This window comes from Companilactobacillus heilongjiangensis (genome assembly GCF_000831645.3).
GTDB lineage: Bacteria > Bacillota > Bacilli > Lactobacillales > Lactobacillaceae > Companilactobacillus > Companilactobacillus heilongjiangensis.
Genome location: NZ_CP012559.1, coordinates 925,305 through 942,790 on the forward strand (window position 1 = coordinate 925,305; position 17,486 = coordinate 942,790).

Below are 17,486 nucleotides of genomic sequence, written 5' to 3' on the forward strand. Positions count from 1 at the left end.
GTTGTGTTTAAACGTGACAAAGTTACCAGTAATTTTATATGATTATTTACAAGTTAAGACATGTTAAAAAAATCACAACAAAGGAAGTGAAGATTATGAAAAGACGAATAATGGTGGCGGCAACTGGGTTGTCTGCTGGAACTTTGGTGGCTGTGTCTGTGGTTAATCCTAGATTGGTGTCGGATTTGGTTCGAGTTGAGCTTGTTAAGGCTGAATATGAAGAATGGAAGGGTGAGGTTCTTATTGAAGAACCGGAAATATTAACATTAACAAGTAATACTTGGAAGTTTGATTTAGGTCCGTTTTTAAGTTCAAACGCCCGTATTATTGGAGGTTATAATGGGCAAAATAACGTAGAGGTCTGTATTGAAACAAGTGAAGGAATTAAAAGTTATGGAACTGCAAGTGCTGGAATAATAGAGATTCAGAATATTATGGAAAAGTCTGATATGGTAGAAGAACAATTAACAAAGGTATATTCAGGAACTCTGATTGTTAAGTTTCAAGAAGAACATAATGTTTCAGGCGATAGAAGAGAAGTTACAGTTAAACAGTCATATCAAATTAGGAAAACTGAAGGTATTCAGTTTGAAGAATATAATAAGGTTGAGATAAATGAAGGTGATGAGTTAAATTTAGACCAGTTAGTAAAATATGCTCACGATGAATTCGGAGCAGATATAAAACACAGCATAAAGTATAGCGATGACAGTAAGATAGTTGACTCTTCGATACCTGGTGTATATCCTATTCGGCTTATTTTTGATGGTTATGGTGGCGGATTTAGTTGTACTGTTACAGTTAAAGAAAACGGGGACACTAAGGAACCTATTGAGCCAATAATTAAAACAAAAGATGTTAATTTGGATTATGGTGAAAAATGGAGTAATGAGCTCGGTTTTGATTATGCTAAGGATGGCGAAGGTAAGTCAATTCCTATTGATGATTTATATATTGTCGGTGGAGACAAGATAGATCCGTTCAGCCCAAACATTTATTATGTTAAATATTATTACAAAGAGGATCCCGATATTTTTGCTACTTCCATTGTAACAGTTGGAGAGAAGACAGAAACTTCAGAAACTGACACAGATGATGAAAATACGGGTTCTGGAGCAGGCGGTAATAAAACTTCCAATATCAAAGAAATTGGTGCAACCAATATCATGACTGACAAAGAATCAATAAATATCTACGATCAAAATGGAATAAAAACTGGTGAAAAATCACTTTCAGATCAAACAACAGACTTTGTTACAAATGAAGAGAATGAGGTTGATGGTAATAAATATTATAGTATTGGCAACAATGAATGGGTAATGGCGAAGGATGTTAAATTATTCAACTTCAGCGATTCCAATGTTCAAACTCACGGAGATTCATTTAAGGGATTGACTAAGTTAAATTCAGGCGCTGTTACAGATAGAGGCTTAGAAAAAACAACTGATTGGTATACTGACCGAACTGCATATTTTGAAAATGAATTGCATCATAGGGTTGCAACTCACGAGTGGGTACATGATGACCATGTTGTTAAATACCAAAGTGTCAGTGGTCTTGTGCACACCGATGAGACTGCACAGCTTTATAGCAGTCAGGGTGAGAAATGGACTGACCGTGCATTAGCTAAAAATGCAATATTCTTCACAGATAAGAAAGCTATGATCAATGGAAAATTAATGTATCGTGTGGCAACCGATGAGTGGGTTGATGCAGATACAGTTACATTCAAATAGTTAGTCAAACTTGAGATTGCGGAAGCAATCTTTTTTTGTTTCCAGGATTGTGTTGATTTGGCATGAAATCCTATAAAATATCTATTTTGTATATAGATAATCCATTACTGGAATAATTAAATAATGTATGTTTGTTTCAAAAATAAGCAAAACTAAATAAAATATGAAATTGTGTTGCAATTTAAGAAATAACCATTTATAATTCATCTTGTAGAAAACGATTACATATACGCAAAAGGAGATTAATATTATGACAGTTTCTATCGGTATTATTTTAGTTTTATGTGTTTATGTCAGTTTGGCTGTTTTGGATCAAATATCCATGCAACTTGGTCCTTATTCACCACTATTTGGTGGAGCTATTACTGGTTTGGTAATGGGGGATTTGAAGACTGGTTTGATGGTCGGAGCCACCTTACAATTGATGACTTTAGGGGTTGCCACTTTCGGTGGTGCGACTGTTCCTGATTTTCTAACTGGATCAGTTATGGGAACGGCTTATGCGATTTTAGCAAATAAAGGTGCTTCATATGGTATTGGATTAGCAGTTCCAATTGGTTTGCTGTTAACACAAACAGATATTCTAGCTCGTATGGCAAATACATATTTCCAGCACCGTGCAGATAAGTTTGCTGCAGAAGGTAATTATCGAAAAGTTGAAATGCAAAATATTTGGGGAATGATTCCTTGGATTGTATCACGTGTTATTCCAGTTGCAATCGGATTGTTCTTTGGTCAAAGCGTAGTTTCAGCAATTAACAGTTTTATTCCAATGTGGTTCATGGATGGCTTAAAGACAGCTGGTGCAATTCTTCCAGCAATGGGTATTGCAATCTTGATGCGTTATCTTCCAATTAAAAAATATTTCCCATTCTTCATCATTGGTTTTGTAATGATGGCTTATGGTGGTAAAAGCTTTTCAATCTTAGGAGCAGCTTTGGTTGGATTGGCAATGGCAGCAATTTACGTAATCTTCAAAAAACAACCAGCCACAACTTCTACAGATGTAAGTTCAAGTACGGAATCTGACGATGATGACGAGGTAGAAATCGATGACTAAATTAACAGATAAAGATATTAAAAAAGTTTATTGGCGTAATTTATTTGGACTTCAATGGGGCTGGAACTATGAAAGAATGCAAGGCCTAGGTTATTCATGGGTCGTAATGCCAGCGTTGAAGGTTTTATACAAAGATGATAAAGAAGCAATGAAGACAGCTTTAAAGACACAATTAGGATTCTTCAATACTAGTCAACCAATGTCACATTTGATTATCGGAGCCGACCTAGGTATTGAAGAGAAGACAGGGATGAGTGATCCAGAAGCAATCGTTGGTTTGAAGACTGGTTTAATGGGTCCCTTCGCCGGTGTCGGAGATACAATTTTCTTAGCAATTTATCGTGCCATTGTATTTTCAATCGCATCATATATGGCACTATCTGGTTCAACTTTAGGGATGTTGTTGCCTATCGTGGCTGGTCTAGCAATTCTTTGGGTAAGATATAAGTTCACTTGGATTGGTTATAACCAAGGTACTAAATTGGCAACGGAATTTGCTGGTCGAATGAAGACATTGACTGAAGGGGCATCAATATTAGGATTAACGGTTGTTGGTGCTTTGATCCCATCAGTTATTAATTACTCCCTTGACCTTAAATACAAAATGGGAAAAGTTACTTTAAATATTGATGATATGTTAAACCAAATCTTGCCTGCTTTAGTTCCATTAGCCATTGTTATGTTTTCATACTGGCTTTTAGGTAAGAAGAAAATGAATTCAACTAGATTGATTTTTGTATTAATTGCTTTAGGAATGGTTCTTGGAAATCTAAAACGTATTTTTGGAATGTAATTTAATTTGAGGAGATAAATATTATGACAATTATTCACGCAAGAGTTGACGAACGTTTAATTCACGGCCAAGTGGCAACAGTCTGGACCAATCTTTTAGGAGCTAACCGTATTATTGTAGTAAATGACAAGGTAGTTCATGACAAAATGCAAATCAATGCTTTGAAATTGGCTCGTCCAACTGGAGTTAAATTATCAATTCTTTCTATTAATAAAGGTATTGAGAACCTGCAGAATGGAAAGTATGATGGTGATAATGCCTTCTTAATTACACGTAATATTCAAGACATGAAAACATTGATTGACGGTGGAGTCGATCTAAAACAATTCAATGTAGGTAACATTTCATCAAAGCCAGGTTCTAAAGCAATCAAGAAATCAGTTGCATTAACTGAGGAAGATATTGAAGATCTTCGTGAACTGCTAGGTAATGGAGTTAAAATTACAGCGCAAATGGTGCCTGGTGAAAGTGATGCCTCTATTGAAACGTTCTTAAAATAATAGGCGGTGGATATAGTGATTCTAGAAACAATTGAGCAACGATATAAGTCATTAAGCAAACAACAAAAATTATTAGCAACATATATTTTGAGAAATCCCAAAGATATTTTGAATCTGACTTCGAAAGAATTAGGTGAGAAGAGTGGCGTTTCAACAGCTACAGTAGTCCGTTTTGCGCAACAATTAGACTTGGATTCATTTTCAGATTTAAAAATTTCCATTGCTAGTCAATTATCATCTGGAAAAGTGATTGTTGATACAGTGATTGAAAAAGATGATACTTCAAAGATTATGTCTGAGAAACTTGAACAAGTATATGATTCCAGTATTCAAAAATCATTGGCAATGATAAATGAAAATGATTTGAATAAAGCAGTCGAATTATTAAATGAAGCAACACATGTTTATTTACTGGGTGTGGGAACTTCAGGACTAATTGCCTATGATCTTTATCATAAATTGAACCGTTATGGAATTAAGACTTTTTATGAAACTGATGCGCATATGAATTTGGAATTTTTGACTAATGCTACTAAAGATGATGTTGTTGTTGCAATTTCTTATTCTGGAAAAACTAGAGAAGTTAGTATCGGATCTGAATATGCTAAAGAACACCACATACCTGTGATAGCAATAACTAGAGAGGACACACCACTGTTTAGTTCAAGTGATATCTGCTTAACAATTCCAGATAATGAACGGACTATTCGTGTGGCAGCTATTGCTTCAAAGATTTCTACTATGTATATAACGGATCTTTTATTTATAAGCGTCATGCAATTAAGATATGGTGAGATGAAAGAATCAGCCATTCGAACGAATCATTTAATCAATAAATTAAAAGAAAAATAGGAGTAAGGGTCGATGAATGTAGATGACGTAACAAAGTTGAAGACTGAATCTCGTAATCCCAAGACAACTAATATCGGCAATATGAACGGTCACAAAGTTGCACAATTAATTAATAGTGAAGATTTTGCAGTAGCTGAAGCAATTGAAAAAGTTACAGGATCAATTGGTGATGCAATTGAACAAGCTTCGATTAAATTTCAAAATGGGGGTCGTTTGATCTATATCGGTGCAGGAACTTCAGGCCGATTGGGTGCCTTAGACGCAATTGAATTAACTCCAACTTATGGTGTGCCAGCTACTAGAGCTTTTGGTCTTCTTGCAGGGGGCAAGAAAGCCATGTATGAAGCCGTTGAGGGTGCTGAGGATTCTAAAGAGCTTGCACTGGAAGATTTAAAAAATGTAAATCTTAATTCTAATGATGTAGTTATTAGTTTGTCAGCAAGTGGTCGCACACCGTATGCTTTATCAGCAATTGAATATGGAAATGAGATTGGTAGTTTAACTATTGCAGTCATTTGCAATCCTGATAGTCCAATGGCTAAAACAAGCAATATTGCAGTCGCACCAGTAGTGGGTCCAGAAGTTGTTACTGGTTCAACAAGAATGAAAGCTGGATCAGCACAAAAAATGATTTTAAATATTATCTCCACGGGAATAATGATTAAATCCGGTTACGTTTATGAAAATTTAATGATAAATGTTCAACCAACAAATGAAAAACTAGTTGCTAGGTCAATTGGTATTATTGAACAAATCCTAAAGGTTAAAGAAGAAGTCGCACGAGAAATTTTTAATAACTCACATAAGAATATTGCAGTTGGACTTATTATGTTTAAACTCAATTTGTCTTATGAGGAAGCTATTAATCTATTTGAAAAGAATCAAAGAAATATCCATAAGATTGCGGGTATGGATAAGTAGTTAAAATTGGTAATTGTGTATTAATTCCCCCTGTTTTTGGGTAATTAATGCACATTTTTTTTGGAGTGAAAATAATGGATAAAATCATCTTATATGTTTTAGTAATTGTTTTTTCAAATACCGTCGGCGCAATTTCTGGTATGGGTGGCGGCGTGATTATTAAGCCCGTTTTGGATGCTGTCAGTCATGATCCACTGGTTGCAATCAACTTTTATTCCAGTTTTGCCGTTTTTATCATGTCAATTGTCTCCACAATCAAGAATACCAAGAAAAATATTGATATGAATTGGGGTGAAGTGCTGTATCTTTCGATGGGTTCACTATTTGGTGGGAAGTTGGGAGATTGGTTGTTCATGTTTCTCAAAGGTATTTTGGATAATGATAAAATGCTTAATCTCGTTCAAATTATTGTCGTTGTAATCAGTTTAATATTGGCACTGCTATTTTCTAAAAATAGTGGCTGGAAATTTTCCAAACGTACTTCAACGATTCTCTTCCTATTAAGTGGTGTTTTTCTAGGAACACTTTCAACATTCTTAGGTATCGGTGGAGGACCAATAAATGTAGCACTGCTGATTTTTGTCTTCAACTTTGATGCTAAAAAGGCAGCTATTTATTCCATTGCTTCAATTTTCTTCTCACAGTTTATGAAGTTGAGTTCACTCGTACCTGTGTTACATAAATTGCCAATTGATTTACATTTACTACCATTTATAATGGTTTCAGCGATTGTCGGTGGTTATCTAGGATCAACTATCAGTGCGAAAGCATCGAATAAATTTGTGCTCAATTTGTATAAAGTCGTTGTTGTCTTTGTAATTGGACTGAATATTTATAATGGCTTGATTATTTTGAATATTATCTAAAAAAGTGTCGTCATATTTAATATTGACGGCGCTTTTTCTATTTATAAAAATAATTTTGAAAAACTTTTATACAATATCAATTTTGCCATATAGTGACATATCCATTTGCTAGAATTTAGCAGTAAATAAATGTTATTGGAGGATATGATTTTGAAGAAAATGATTAAATATATGGGGATTACCGCTGCTACATTGTTGGCCGTTGCACCAATTGCTATGCCTGTGATTAGTTCAGCTACTGAAACTACTGTTAAGGCTGATGCAGCCAGTGGAGTTAATCAAGCCGATGTTCAAAAGTGGTTAGGCGAAGTTAAGAATCAAGTTACTATTAAGTCCGGAAACAATCTTGTGAGAACTGAAGATATGGAAATGGGATATGTCATGGGTTCTGACGGTATTTTTAGTTATGGAACTGATCAATTAACACCACAAAGTCCTGTTTTTGATAGATATGCTGATGCATCTAAAAATTTAACAAATGATTTATTTGCTAGTTTTAATGACAATGCTAATGGTGATGATTTATTCTTTAACAACCGTAATATTGGGGTTCTCATGACAGCCACTGCTAATGATGGCAGTATTTCTGGAAACTTAAAACCAGCCGATATTAATAAAGTATTGCAAAGTGGAGCCGGCGTTACTTTCCATGTAAAACTTGCCTATGTTGCTGGAGAACCAAAAGGTAGTGATTTTTATGGTAATGATGCTACCCCTACTATCTTAGGTTCTAAAGACGTTGTTGTAACTGTTGGTACAAGTTCTGAAAATACTGGAGATCAAAACAATCAAAAACAAGCAACCGGAATCAACTATGATGGAATATACTCAACAACAGTTAATGCCAAGTTATATGATGGAAACGGTAAAGCCACTTCTGCTATATTGCCAAAGAATTCACTTTGGAAAATTGACAGAAAGTTAACAGCTGATGGTACAACGTATTATCGTGTTGCTCCAAATGAATGGATTAAGGAAAACGATGGTATTCAAATTTTTCCAGATGTTGCAACTGTAACGACTAGCAGACAAGCAAAACTTTATACAGCAGCCGGAAAAGTAATCACTGACCGTGTTTTGGCTCCAAACACTTCATGGTATACAGATAGAGTTGGTATAGTTAATAATGAAAATATGAGACGTGTCGCTACCGATGAGTGGGTTTCATTTAACGATTTGAAAGCTTCCGGTAATATTGCCGTGGGGACTAATTAAAATATGAAATATAGTAGTTTAAAATTAAAAAAAAGTCTTACTATTTGCATGATGTCAGTAGGTTTGCTAGGAGCTTTAAGTCCTGTTTTAACGACAGGTTTGGCTGCACAGACGGTTGAAGCTGAATCACTTGATTTTAACTTTGATCCAGATGAGGTTGGTCCTGTAGCTATTCCAATGTATGTAAATGTTGATGGACAAGAGCGAAGTGTTGAGACTTTAGATTATGTTTGGATTCCTAAAGTTGGTGGGATGGAAACAATTAACGCACCATTGGTAGATAAACATGTTGCAAGTCCAAGTAAAATTATAGTTTTACGAACGACCACTGGATTAAGAGTGCTACAAGCACCAACTTATACTCCAAGTGATCCTAAAATGGCTCCTAAAACTGCGACGATAGAAAAACGTGTGGAAGATATTACTGTTAGAAATGATAAGGGAAACTTTTGTCCTTTAGTAGCTTTTTCTACAAAAACAGGAGAGATTTATAATTTATCAGATAGAGCCTTAGGCAATAATACTGATTGGTATTCAGATAAGGTTAAAACTTATGATGGTGCTCAATATTACCGTGTTGCGACAAATGAATGGGTTAAAGATATATACTTCCATGGTGGGAGTAGTATTTAATCACAAAATATAACTCCTGGGGGATTAATTTATGAAGATAGTCAAAAATTTGATTTTATCTATGGCATTATTAGCCTCAGCAACTGGAGCAATGATGCTTTCTCAAAAAGATGCTGATGCTGCTAAAGTTGCCAGCGTTAATAACAACGTTGCCCGTTTGTATCGTGAGGATGGCAAACTTATTACCGATCGAGCATTAGGACCAAATAGTAATTGGTTAGTTGGTAGAATTTTTACTCACAATGGTGAAACGTATTATCAAGTTGCTACTAAAGAATATTTAAAGGCTAATAATGCTAAAAGGTTATATGATAATACGAATCCTTCTTTGAATTACACACCTAATATTCAACGGATTAATCAATATTTCATCAAATATCTTAATGCTTTGCATGCTGCTAATGGGACTCCTATGACCACGACAACAGCTGATATGTTTGAATATGCCAATCATCGTGCTTATCAACAAGTTGGCGATACACTGGATCATTCCACTAGACCTAGAGATACAGAAGATAATCTCTATGGTTTTGGATATGATTATATTCTTAAATATGGTCAATATGAAGAAATGAAATCAGATCGGGATGTTGCTTATTATCTTTTAAAGGGTTGGTATGACGACAATAACAATATCTCATATGGACCTGGACAAGTAGGTCATTTTGGACATCGTGCTGCCTTAATTTATACGGGTAATCCTGCTGCATTAGGAATGTCAGACAATGCTACTGCTATGAGTGCCGAATGGCCTGAAGATTTAGATGGATTAAATAGTATTTATAATTACACTGGTTCAAATCCAAATACCAAATTTGTTTCAAAAGATGTTGTTCCAGAATAAAAATTGATTGATATACAAAAAAGTCGCCGAAGAAAATTTCGACGATTTTTTTGTATTTAGTTTTTATTCAAATCATCAGTCAACTCTTTAGGTAAATGACGTGGACCGCGGACAGCTCTAACTCCCAGAGTTTTTAGTTTATTTAAAGGATATTGAGCGGAATCGTATGTATTAATTAAATGAATTTTCATAACATATTTCATGGCTAGGTTTTTATCATGATAGTTATAAGGAATATTTGTATCTATTACTAAACATTTATAAATCAAAGCAGAGATAGGTGCAGCAACATATATATAGACAATGTCGTCTGCCTTAATATTCGTTGATTGCTTCCAAGTAATAGTAGGATTCTCTGCGAAAGCCTTTGCCAAATCAAAATATTTAGGATTAGCTGGAATAATCCACTCTTGTCCAGTTGTGACAGGATTAAACTCAAAGCATTCTTCAGCAATTTTTTTCAGCAGGACAGTGTATTTCTTCTTCACATCTGATGCAAAGGAACCCAGAACTTGATTGGAGCGGAAATTATTATATTCGGAATTAAAATTCTTATCAATAACCTTGCCGGTCAATTGTCCTGCTTTATCAACGGTCAGTGAAATAAGCAGGTCAGCGTCAGGGATTTCAGTTGAAAAAGTATATATATTGTCCACTTTTTTAAATCCAAAGTTCAGTAATTTTTTAAAATTTGGTTTGTGATTCGTGAAAATCTTGTCTTCTATTTGCACATTTAAAACTTCCTACATATTTGTTTAAGAATAACTTGGTAAACTTAAATACAATTATAATGCATATCAATCAAGGTTGTCTTGATATGGAATTGATATGTTAGAACGAATTTCTTAATATCACTAATTTAGTTATTGACTGTAACCAAACGTTATAGTTTAAAATGGTATGCGTATAGAAAATCCACTAGTATCTTTGGATAGCGAAAATAGTAAGATTTAAATGATTTAAGTAAGTTGAGGAGATCAATGTATGCCAGAAAAAAACACAAAAGCTAATCAAATTGAAGTGCACGGAGGGAAAGTCCATAATTTAAAAAATATTGATGTAAATATTCCATTGGATAAGTTTGTAGCTATTTCTGGTCCATCTGGTTCGGGGAAAAGTTCTTTAGCAATGGGAATTTTGTACGCGGAAGGTTCTCGTCGTTATTTGGAAGCTTTGTCAACTTATACTAGACGAAGAATCAGTCAGAATAAACGGTCACAAGTTCAAGAGGTTAAGCATATTCCTTCAGCTATTGCTTTACGTCAACGACCAAATGTTCCTTCCGAGCGTTCGACCGTGGGTTCGATGAGTGAACTGTTTAATGTGGTTCGGCTGATTTTTTCCCGATTGGGCTCAACCGTCTGTCCAAATGGTCATCGAATACAACCTAGTTTGAAGATTGCTCAATCAATGGATCTTCCCGGAGGTCCCGATAGTCGCATGGGAATTATTGTTTGTCCAACTTGTGGGATTGAGTTTATGGCTAAATCAGCTGAGGACTTTGCTTTTAATTCTGGTGGGGCTTGTAAACAGTGTCATGGTACGGGTAAAATCCGTGAATTGGATGAGAGTAAGTTAATTGGCGATGAGAATCAAACTCTTGCAGAGGGTGCAGTCGCATCATGGCATTTACCAGGTCGTAATTTTATGCCTACTGTTGCTGCAACTTTAGGTGTTCGAACAGATGTCCCTTATAAGGACTTGACCGATAAGGAAAAGAATATTGTCTTGCATGGCGAGAAGAAACAATATTCGGTTGACTTTAGAACTTCAACTGGACGTGTATTTCACACCGATAAGACTCTTTATGAGAACGCTTATGAGGCGGTTTATGATTCCTTAAAGACCGTTAAGAGTGAACGTTCTATCAATAAAATTAATCAATTTTTCCATTTTTCAGTCTGCCCAACTTGTCATGGAACTCGTTTGAATCCTGAGCTGTTGACACAATTAGTTGGTGGCATGAATATTGCTGAAGTGTCTGAACTAACCTTAGGAAAGCTAACTGATTGGGAAACACAGACTAAGCAAGAATTACCAGCTGAAATGAAAGCTATGGCTGACGTTTTATTTAAGAATTTAACCGATACCTTGCGTCCATTACTAGAGTTGGGATTGAATTATTTGACGCTATCTCGGAATGGAAATACTTTATCAACTGGTGAGTTGCAACGGATTCAGCTTTCGAAGACATTGCGGACTGAAACAACTGGTGTTTTGTATGTGTTGGATGAGCCTTCAATTGGATTGCATCCAGACAATGTTAAAGGCCTAATAAATATTTTCAGAGCTTTGATTGCCCAAGGTAATTCACTGGTGGTAGTTGATCATGAGGTCGATATCATTGAAGCAGCTGATTGGGTCATTGAAGTTGGGCCTGGATCTGGGGATGCTGGCGGTCGCATTATTGCCGAGGGCACACCCAGCTCATTGAAACAAAACAGGAATTCACTAATAGGTCCCTTTATTTCTGGAAAAGCTGATATTATGCATGATAAAGTTCCTGTATCCAAAGATGCTGAAAGATTAACAACTCATTTGGAAGTTGATAAATATTTCAATCTACATGATATTACTGTCACTATTCCCGGAAATGAAATTACGGCTGTCACTGGTTTCTCAGGCGCTGGTAAGACTAGTTTGATTTTAGATAGTTTAGTGCCTGCAATTGAATCGAAAAAAGAAAAGCGCTCTTTGCCAAAGCAAGTTAAAACCTTGAAGACCAATTTAACGGATGTTGTCAGTGTCGATGCCAAGCCAATTGGTAAAAATGCTCGTTCAAGTTTGGCTACTTATACGTCTATTATGGATAATCTAAGACGAATTTTTGCTGATTTGCCAGAATCTAAGAAGCGACATTATGGGATTGCTTATTTCTCATATAACAATAAACAAGGTGCTTGTGAACATTGTGGTGGGGTCGGCGTAATTTCACTAGATATTCAATACTTGCCCGATATGGAAGAAATTTGTCCTTACTGTAATGGAACTCGTTATAAACCAGAAATTCAGGAAATTCGTTGGCACGGATATACGATTGTTGATTTATTAAACTTGTCAGTCAAAGAAGCCTTGAGTGTTTTCCAAGATGTGCCTGCAATTGAGAAGCAGTTACAATTATTGGATGAGATTGGTTTGAGTTACTTACATTTAGGTGAAAGTACTCCTAGTCTGTCTGGTGGTGAAGCACAAAGACTTAAACTCGTTAACCATCTGAATAAGAAACAAGCCCAGACGTTATTTGTTTTTGATGAACCATCAGTGGGATTACATCCTCAAGATGTACAGACATTGCTTGGAGTTATCAATAAGCTCAAGGAAAAGGGGGCAACTGTCATCATTATTACGCATGATTTGGATTTGATGGCAAACGCAGATTATATGATTGATCTGGGACCTAAAGGCGGTTCTTCAGGTGGTAAGTTAATGGCTGCCGGTACTCCTCAACAACTTATCGAAAAATCGCATAGTTTAACCATTGATTACCTAAAGGAACATTTCCAAAAGTTTGGTTTGATTTAAGTTATTAGAAAATTTAGATACGAAAAAGCCGTCGAAAATAAAAATTCGACGGCTTTTGTATTGTTCTATTTAGTTAAATTCAACTGGATGCTTGTCAGTCAAAGCTTTAGTACGTGCATCCAATTCTTGAAGTTTTTCAGGATCATCGTGATACTTGATAGCATCAACAATAATACGTGCTACTTCTTCACAGTCTTCTTCGTCAAATCCTCTTGATGTAATAGCAGGAGAACCTAAACGAAGGCCAGATGTAAATTTAGGAGGCAATGGGTCGTTAGGAATGGCTTCCTTGTTAGTTGTGATGTGAATAGTATCAAGTAAGTTTTGAACTTCCATACCATTCAAGTCACATTCAGTTAAAACAACGTTTAACAAGTGGTTGTCTGTACCACCAGTTAGAACTGATAAATTATCAGCATCATTGATAACTTTTGCCATAGCAGCAGCATTCTTAATAACTTGTTCCATGTAAGTTTTGAATTCTGGTTGTAAGTCTTCGCCAAAAGCAACAGCTTTACCAGCAATCACGTGTTCCAATGGACCACCTTGAGTGCCAGGGAAGACAGCTGAATTAAGTTTCTTACCAAGTTCAGCCTTAGCCAAAATCATACCACCACGGGGGCCTCTGAGAGTTTTGTGAGTAGTTGTAGTAACAATATCGGCAACTCCAACTGGAGTAGGGTGTAATCCAACCGCAACGAGTCCAGCAATGTGAGCCATATCGACCATCAAGTAAGCGCCAACTGAATCAGCAATTTCTCTAAACTTCTTGAAATCGATGATACGGCTATAAGCTGAAGCACCCGCAACGATAAGTTTTGGTTGAACTTCTTCAGCAATTTTTTGGACGTCGTCATAGTCAATTAAACCTTCAGCATTAACACCATATGAATGGAAGTTATACATTTTACCAGAGAAATTAACTTTTGAACCGTGTGTTAAGTGACCACCCGCATTTAAATCCATACCTAGAACTGAGTCACCAGGTTTTAAAACAGCTTGGTAGGCGGCAGCATTAGCTTGTGAACCTGAATGTGGTTGAACGTTGACATATTCGGCGTTGAATAATTTCTTTGCTCGGTCAATTGCGATTTGTTCGACTTGATCGATGTATTCACAACCACCATAGTAACGGTGCCCTGGATAACCTTCAGCATACTTGTTTGTTAAAACTGAACCTTGGGCTTTTCTAACATTGTCAGAAACGATATTTTCAGAAGCAATCAATTCGATATTTCTATTTTGTCGATTTTCTTCCTTATTGATTAGATCAAAAATTTCCTTATCACCTGTACTGTATTGCACTACGACCATCTCCTAATAATTATTGTTAACTACGCTGGTACCATCACTATAATTAATCTTGACACCTTTTTCAACGTTGAAAATGTAAACGTTAAAAGAAATTCCATTGTCCAGCTGACCGCTTTGTGTCAACGATTCAGCCATCATTTGAACCCCTCGAGCCACTAATTCATTGCCACGATATATCGGTTTAACACGATACCTAATGTAATTATTAGGGTTTTGCTTGATGTAATAAGCAATATCGTTTTCATGCTTGAGCATTTCGGGAGAGTTCAGTGAACGAGTTCCTGTCATCAAATTTTTAGGATTATTGTTTTGTCCTGTCAATTGATAACCAATTAGGTGCGAACGATTATATAGCCATCCGCCGTTAATTTTCTTATTGTGCCAACCAGTTGGATTGACATAAAGAGGTTCACGCTTTGCGGTCGGCATCAAACTTTTACTCAATAACGCATCGGCCTGAATGGCTCGGTTTAAACTGTCCAAGTCAGCGAAACGTTGCCAAGGACCTTGCGAGACATTTAGTTCGGCTTTTGTGAAAGTAGGCGTATTGTTGTTGACTTCAATTTCTTGATTCGTCTGATAGTTTAAATTGGCCAAATTGGAACTAGATGACGTGGTGGTCTTTTCCACTTGCCGTGGATTGTCACCCGGACTAGTTCCATTGTTTTGGTAGGATTCATAAGTTCCTGAACCTCCAACTACGACTAACAAAAGTCCCAGAGAAACTAAGCGTCGATGAATCCGGCGTTTGGGTTTAACCATAAAAGTGGTAAACAGTACGATTGCCCCCAAAACAATCAGTAACAACATATACATATAAATATCCCCTCACTACGAAGATTAATTATCTTCATTTTGATTTTATCATAAGTTTTCAGAAATCTTGAACATTATTTACTTATTACTGATATTTAATTCGTATATTGGTTTTTTAAAATGCCGTCGGAAGAGCTGAGAAATATTCACTGGCTGTGCGGAACGGTCCGAGCCAAAGGACGGTCTCGAACCTCGATTTTGAGCCGAAGAACACGTCTCAAAACTCGCCCGGTGGTGTAATGGCTAAAGCCATAACACCACTTTCACTGCCCACTAATATTTCTCAGCTCTTCCGACTAGATGTTTCGTTGTTTGTATGGTGTTTTTATGATTTTTTGTTATTTGTTAAACATAGAGTTTATGACTTAAACAAAAAAATATACAAAATGTAAATCTCTTTGAAATTCACCAACTAATCTAAAAAAAGAAGCTGAAAATTATCAGCTTCTTTTTGCTTTTATTGAAATGTCTTTTTCAGAGCTTCGATTCTCTTATCCAATGGTGGATGGGTATCGAATAGTCCGGAAAAATGTTTTTTCTTAGTAGGATCGTCAATGTATAAAGCGGCGCTTGCATCGTCAACTCGTTTCATTGGTTTGGTGCTTTCTTCTAGCTTTCCCAAAGCGTTAATCAATCCCTGAGGATTTCTGGTCAATTCTGCTCCAGAGACGTCGGCTAAATACTCACGGTTTCTGGAAATTGCCATCTGTACCAAACTGGCGATTAATGGACCGATAATGGCAAAGACTAATCCAACGACCCACAAGACGATTCGGATTGCTCCAGAATTGTTGTTGTCTCGGTCGTCATCTCGCATTGGAATCCACCAACGATAGGCGTTACCGATAATGGAACAAATTAAAATTATCGCTGAAGATAAAGCTACCGAAATTGTTGAGACACGAATGTCGTAATTTCTTATGTGGGAAACTTCATGTGCTAACACGCCCTCAAGTTCCTCACGGTCCATCATTTTGTACAAACCGCTAGTTACGGCCACTGCTGAATGCTGTGGATCACGGCCAGTCGCAAAGGCGTTAGGACTCGGATCATCAATAATGTAAATGTCTGGTAAAGGGATATCAGCGACCATCGATAAATCTTCGACAATATGCCAAAGATCTGGAGCATCTTTCGCCGAATTTAGCTTTCTTGCACCGTTCATTTGCATTACGATACTAGTAGATTGAAAATAGGTAATTAGTGTGTAAACAATCGCGATGACGAGAGCAATAACTATCCCTGAGTAGAGATTGTCAAAAAAGTAGAGTCCCAAAAAACTGCCGATAGCAGCGAGTATCAAAAAGAAGACGAAAAATATCAAGTAGGTTTTACGTTTATTACGATCAATTTGCTCGTAAATCATAAGTAGCCTCGGTTAAAACTTAACTTTAGGAGCTTCTTTGTCAACATCAGGAATTTGCAAGAAATTCATTTCTTTGAAGCCGTGAATTCCAGCAATGATGTTACGAGGGAACGTTTGGATGGCTGTATCGTAAGCCTGTACTTGACTATTGTAAGCTTGACGTGCGTATGAAACTTTATTTTCAGTGTTTGAAAGTTCTTCCATTAATTGAGAGAATTCTTGGTTGGCTTTAAGATCAGGGTAGTTTTCTGCTAAAGCAAATACTTGTCTCAAGGCGCCAGTCAATTCATTGTCAGCATCAACTTTGTCTTGTAATGAGTCAGCGCTGTTAACGTTATTTCTCATTTCAACAACACGTGCTAAAGTTTCCTTTTCGTGAGTGGCATAACCTTTAACAGTTTCCACTAGGTTAGGAATCAAATCAGTACGACGTTTTAGTTGAACGTCAATTTGTGAACTGAACTCACGAGCACGGTTGCGGTATTTAACAAGACTGTTGTACATGCCGGCATAGGCGGCGATTATTACTAAGATGACAACAATTATAATTATTGTATTCATTTAAATCTCCTTCTTATCTTAATGGCTATATTCTACCATAATGCAAGTTTGGGAGTATAACGTGTAGCGCTAGTTTAGTACGTCATCTTTTCTAACTAAGTATGCCGTCTCCAGAGCTGGGAAATATTCTCAAGCTGTGCGGAACGGTCCGAGCCAAGAGGCGGTCTCGAACCTCGGTTTGAAGCCTTGACACAGTTCGTCAAGTCTCCAAACACGCCCGGTGGTATAAGTACGGGAGGAACTCCCGTACTTATACCACTACCACGGCACACAAATATTTCCCAGCTCTTCCGACTAATTAATTGATACTAACTGAATGTAAATATATTCAAATGATCCTGTATCCAGCGCACCTTAGATACTGAAATATAATTGATACTAATATATCGGTAACAAATTATTAATGTTGTAAATGTCTGATCGGTTATCTGATATTAATTGAATAAAACCATCAATGTAAAATTAAATTAGTTGGAAGAGCTGAGAG

Annotated in this window: 16 protein-coding genes; 11 read left to right on the forward strand and 5 right to left on the reverse strand. The window is 36.5% G+C overall.

Features of this window, described 5'->3' with window-relative positions; genetic code table 11:
* Window positions 1-38 precede the first annotated feature (38 nt).
* From JP39_RS04220 to JP39_RS04265, 10 genes are all read left to right on the forward strand, one after another.
* A complete protein-coding gene (locus JP39_RS04220; protein WP_082330642.1) occupies window positions 39-1,736 on the forward strand; it encodes an SLAP domain-containing protein in 1,698 nt (565 codons plus the stop codon).
* Between the two features lie 250 nt (window positions 1,737-1,986).
* Window positions 1,987-2,796: a PTS mannose/fructose/sorbose/N-acetylgalactosamine transporter subunit IIC gene (locus JP39_RS04225; protein WP_041500784.1), complete on the forward strand. Its 810-nt coding sequence runs from the start codon at window positions 1,987-1,989 to the stop codon at window positions 2,794-2,796.
* The gene (locus JP39_RS04230; protein ID WP_041500786.1) at window positions 2,789-3,589 is read left to right on the forward strand and encodes a PTS system mannose/fructose/sorbose family transporter subunit IID; all 801 of its coding nucleotides are present in this window, start codon (window positions 2,789-2,791) and stop codon (window positions 3,587-3,589) included. The genes JP39_RS04225 and JP39_RS04230 overlap by 8 nt, the downstream gene beginning before the upstream one ends.
* A 23-nt stretch (window positions 3,590-3,612) precedes the next feature.
* The gene (locus tag JP39_RS04235) at window positions 3,613-4,089 is read left to right on the forward strand and encodes a PTS sugar transporter subunit IIB (RefSeq protein WP_041500788.1); all 477 of its coding nucleotides are present in this window, start codon (window positions 3,613-3,615) and stop codon (window positions 4,087-4,089) included.
* Between the two features lie 15 nt (window positions 4,090-4,104).
* Window positions 4,105-4,941 (forward strand): MurR/RpiR family transcriptional regulator, encoded by an 837-nt coding sequence (locus JP39_RS04240; RefSeq protein ID WP_041500790.1) that lies wholly within the window; start codon window positions 4,105-4,107, stop codon window positions 4,939-4,941.
* 12 nt (window positions 4,942-4,953) lie between these two features.
* A complete protein-coding gene (gene murQ, locus JP39_RS04245) occupies window positions 4,954-5,862 on the forward strand; it encodes an N-acetylmuramic acid 6-phosphate etherase (protein WP_041500792.1) in 909 nt (302 codons plus the stop codon).
* A 74-nt stretch (window positions 5,863-5,936) separates the two neighbouring features.
* Complete coding sequence (locus JP39_RS04250; RefSeq protein WP_041500794.1) at window positions 5,937-6,728, forward strand: sulfite exporter TauE/SafE family protein; 792 nt, start codon at window positions 5,937-5,939, stop codon at window positions 6,726-6,728.
* A 159-nt stretch (window positions 6,729-6,887) separates the two neighbouring features.
* Window positions 6,888-7,943: an SLAP domain-containing protein gene (locus JP39_RS04255; RefSeq protein ID WP_245626362.1), complete on the forward strand. Its 1,056-nt coding sequence runs from the start codon at window positions 6,888-6,890 to the stop codon at window positions 7,941-7,943.
* A gap of 48 nt (window positions 7,944-7,991) precedes the next feature.
* A complete protein-coding gene (locus tag JP39_RS04260; RefSeq protein ID WP_137619776.1) occupies window positions 7,992-8,576 on the forward strand; it encodes a hypothetical protein in 585 nt (194 codons plus the stop codon).
* Window positions 8,577-8,607: 31 nt separating this feature from the next.
* The gene (locus JP39_RS04265) at window positions 8,608-9,420 is read left to right on the forward strand and encodes an SLAP domain-containing protein (protein WP_041500799.1); all 813 of its coding nucleotides are present in this window, start codon (window positions 8,608-8,610) and stop codon (window positions 9,418-9,420) included.
* A gap of 56 nt (window positions 9,421-9,476) precedes the next feature.
* On the opposite strand, the gene JP39_RS04270 is transcribed toward JP39_RS04265, so the two are convergent.
* The gene (locus JP39_RS04270; protein ID WP_041500801.1) at window positions 9,477-10,151 is read right to left on the reverse strand and encodes a hypothetical protein; all 675 of its coding nucleotides are present in this window, start codon (window positions 10,149-10,151) and stop codon (window positions 9,477-9,479) included.
* A 253-nt stretch (window positions 10,152-10,404) separates the two neighbouring features.
* Here JP39_RS04270 and JP39_RS04275 point away from each other — a divergent pair, with 253 nt between their 5' ends.
* Window positions 10,405-12,942 (forward strand): AAA family ATPase, encoded by a 2,538-nt coding sequence (locus tag JP39_RS04275; protein WP_041500803.1) that lies wholly within the window; start codon window positions 10,405-10,407, stop codon window positions 12,940-12,942.
* A 69-nt stretch (window positions 12,943-13,011) separates the two neighbouring features.
* Here the strand turns inward: JP39_RS04275 and glyA are convergent, their stop codons facing one another.
* From glyA to JP39_RS04295, 4 genes are all read right to left on the reverse strand, one after another.
* On the reverse strand, window positions 13,012-14,256 hold the full coding sequence (gene glyA / locus JP39_RS04280) for a serine hydroxymethyltransferase (RefSeq protein WP_041500805.1): 1,245 nt from the start codon (window positions 14,254-14,256) through the stop codon (window positions 13,012-13,014).
* A 3-nt stretch (window positions 14,257-14,259) separates the two neighbouring features.
* Window positions 14,260-15,072 carry a DNA/RNA non-specific endonuclease gene (locus JP39_RS04285; protein WP_041500807.1) on the reverse strand — a complete coding sequence of 271 codons (813 nt, stop codon included), beginning with the start codon at window positions 15,070-15,072 and terminating at the stop codon, window positions 14,260-14,262.
* Between the two features lie 457 nt (window positions 15,073-15,529).
* On the reverse strand, window positions 15,530-16,438 hold the full coding sequence (htpX, locus tag JP39_RS04290) for a zinc metalloprotease HtpX (protein WP_041500808.1): 909 nt from the start codon (window positions 16,436-16,438) through the stop codon (window positions 15,530-15,532).
* A gap of 12 nt (window positions 16,439-16,450) precedes the next feature.
* Complete coding sequence (locus JP39_RS04295; RefSeq protein WP_041500810.1) at window positions 16,451-16,999, reverse strand: LemA family protein; 549 nt, start codon at window positions 16,997-16,999, stop codon at window positions 16,451-16,453.
* Window positions 17,000-17,486: the final 487 nt, after the last annotated feature.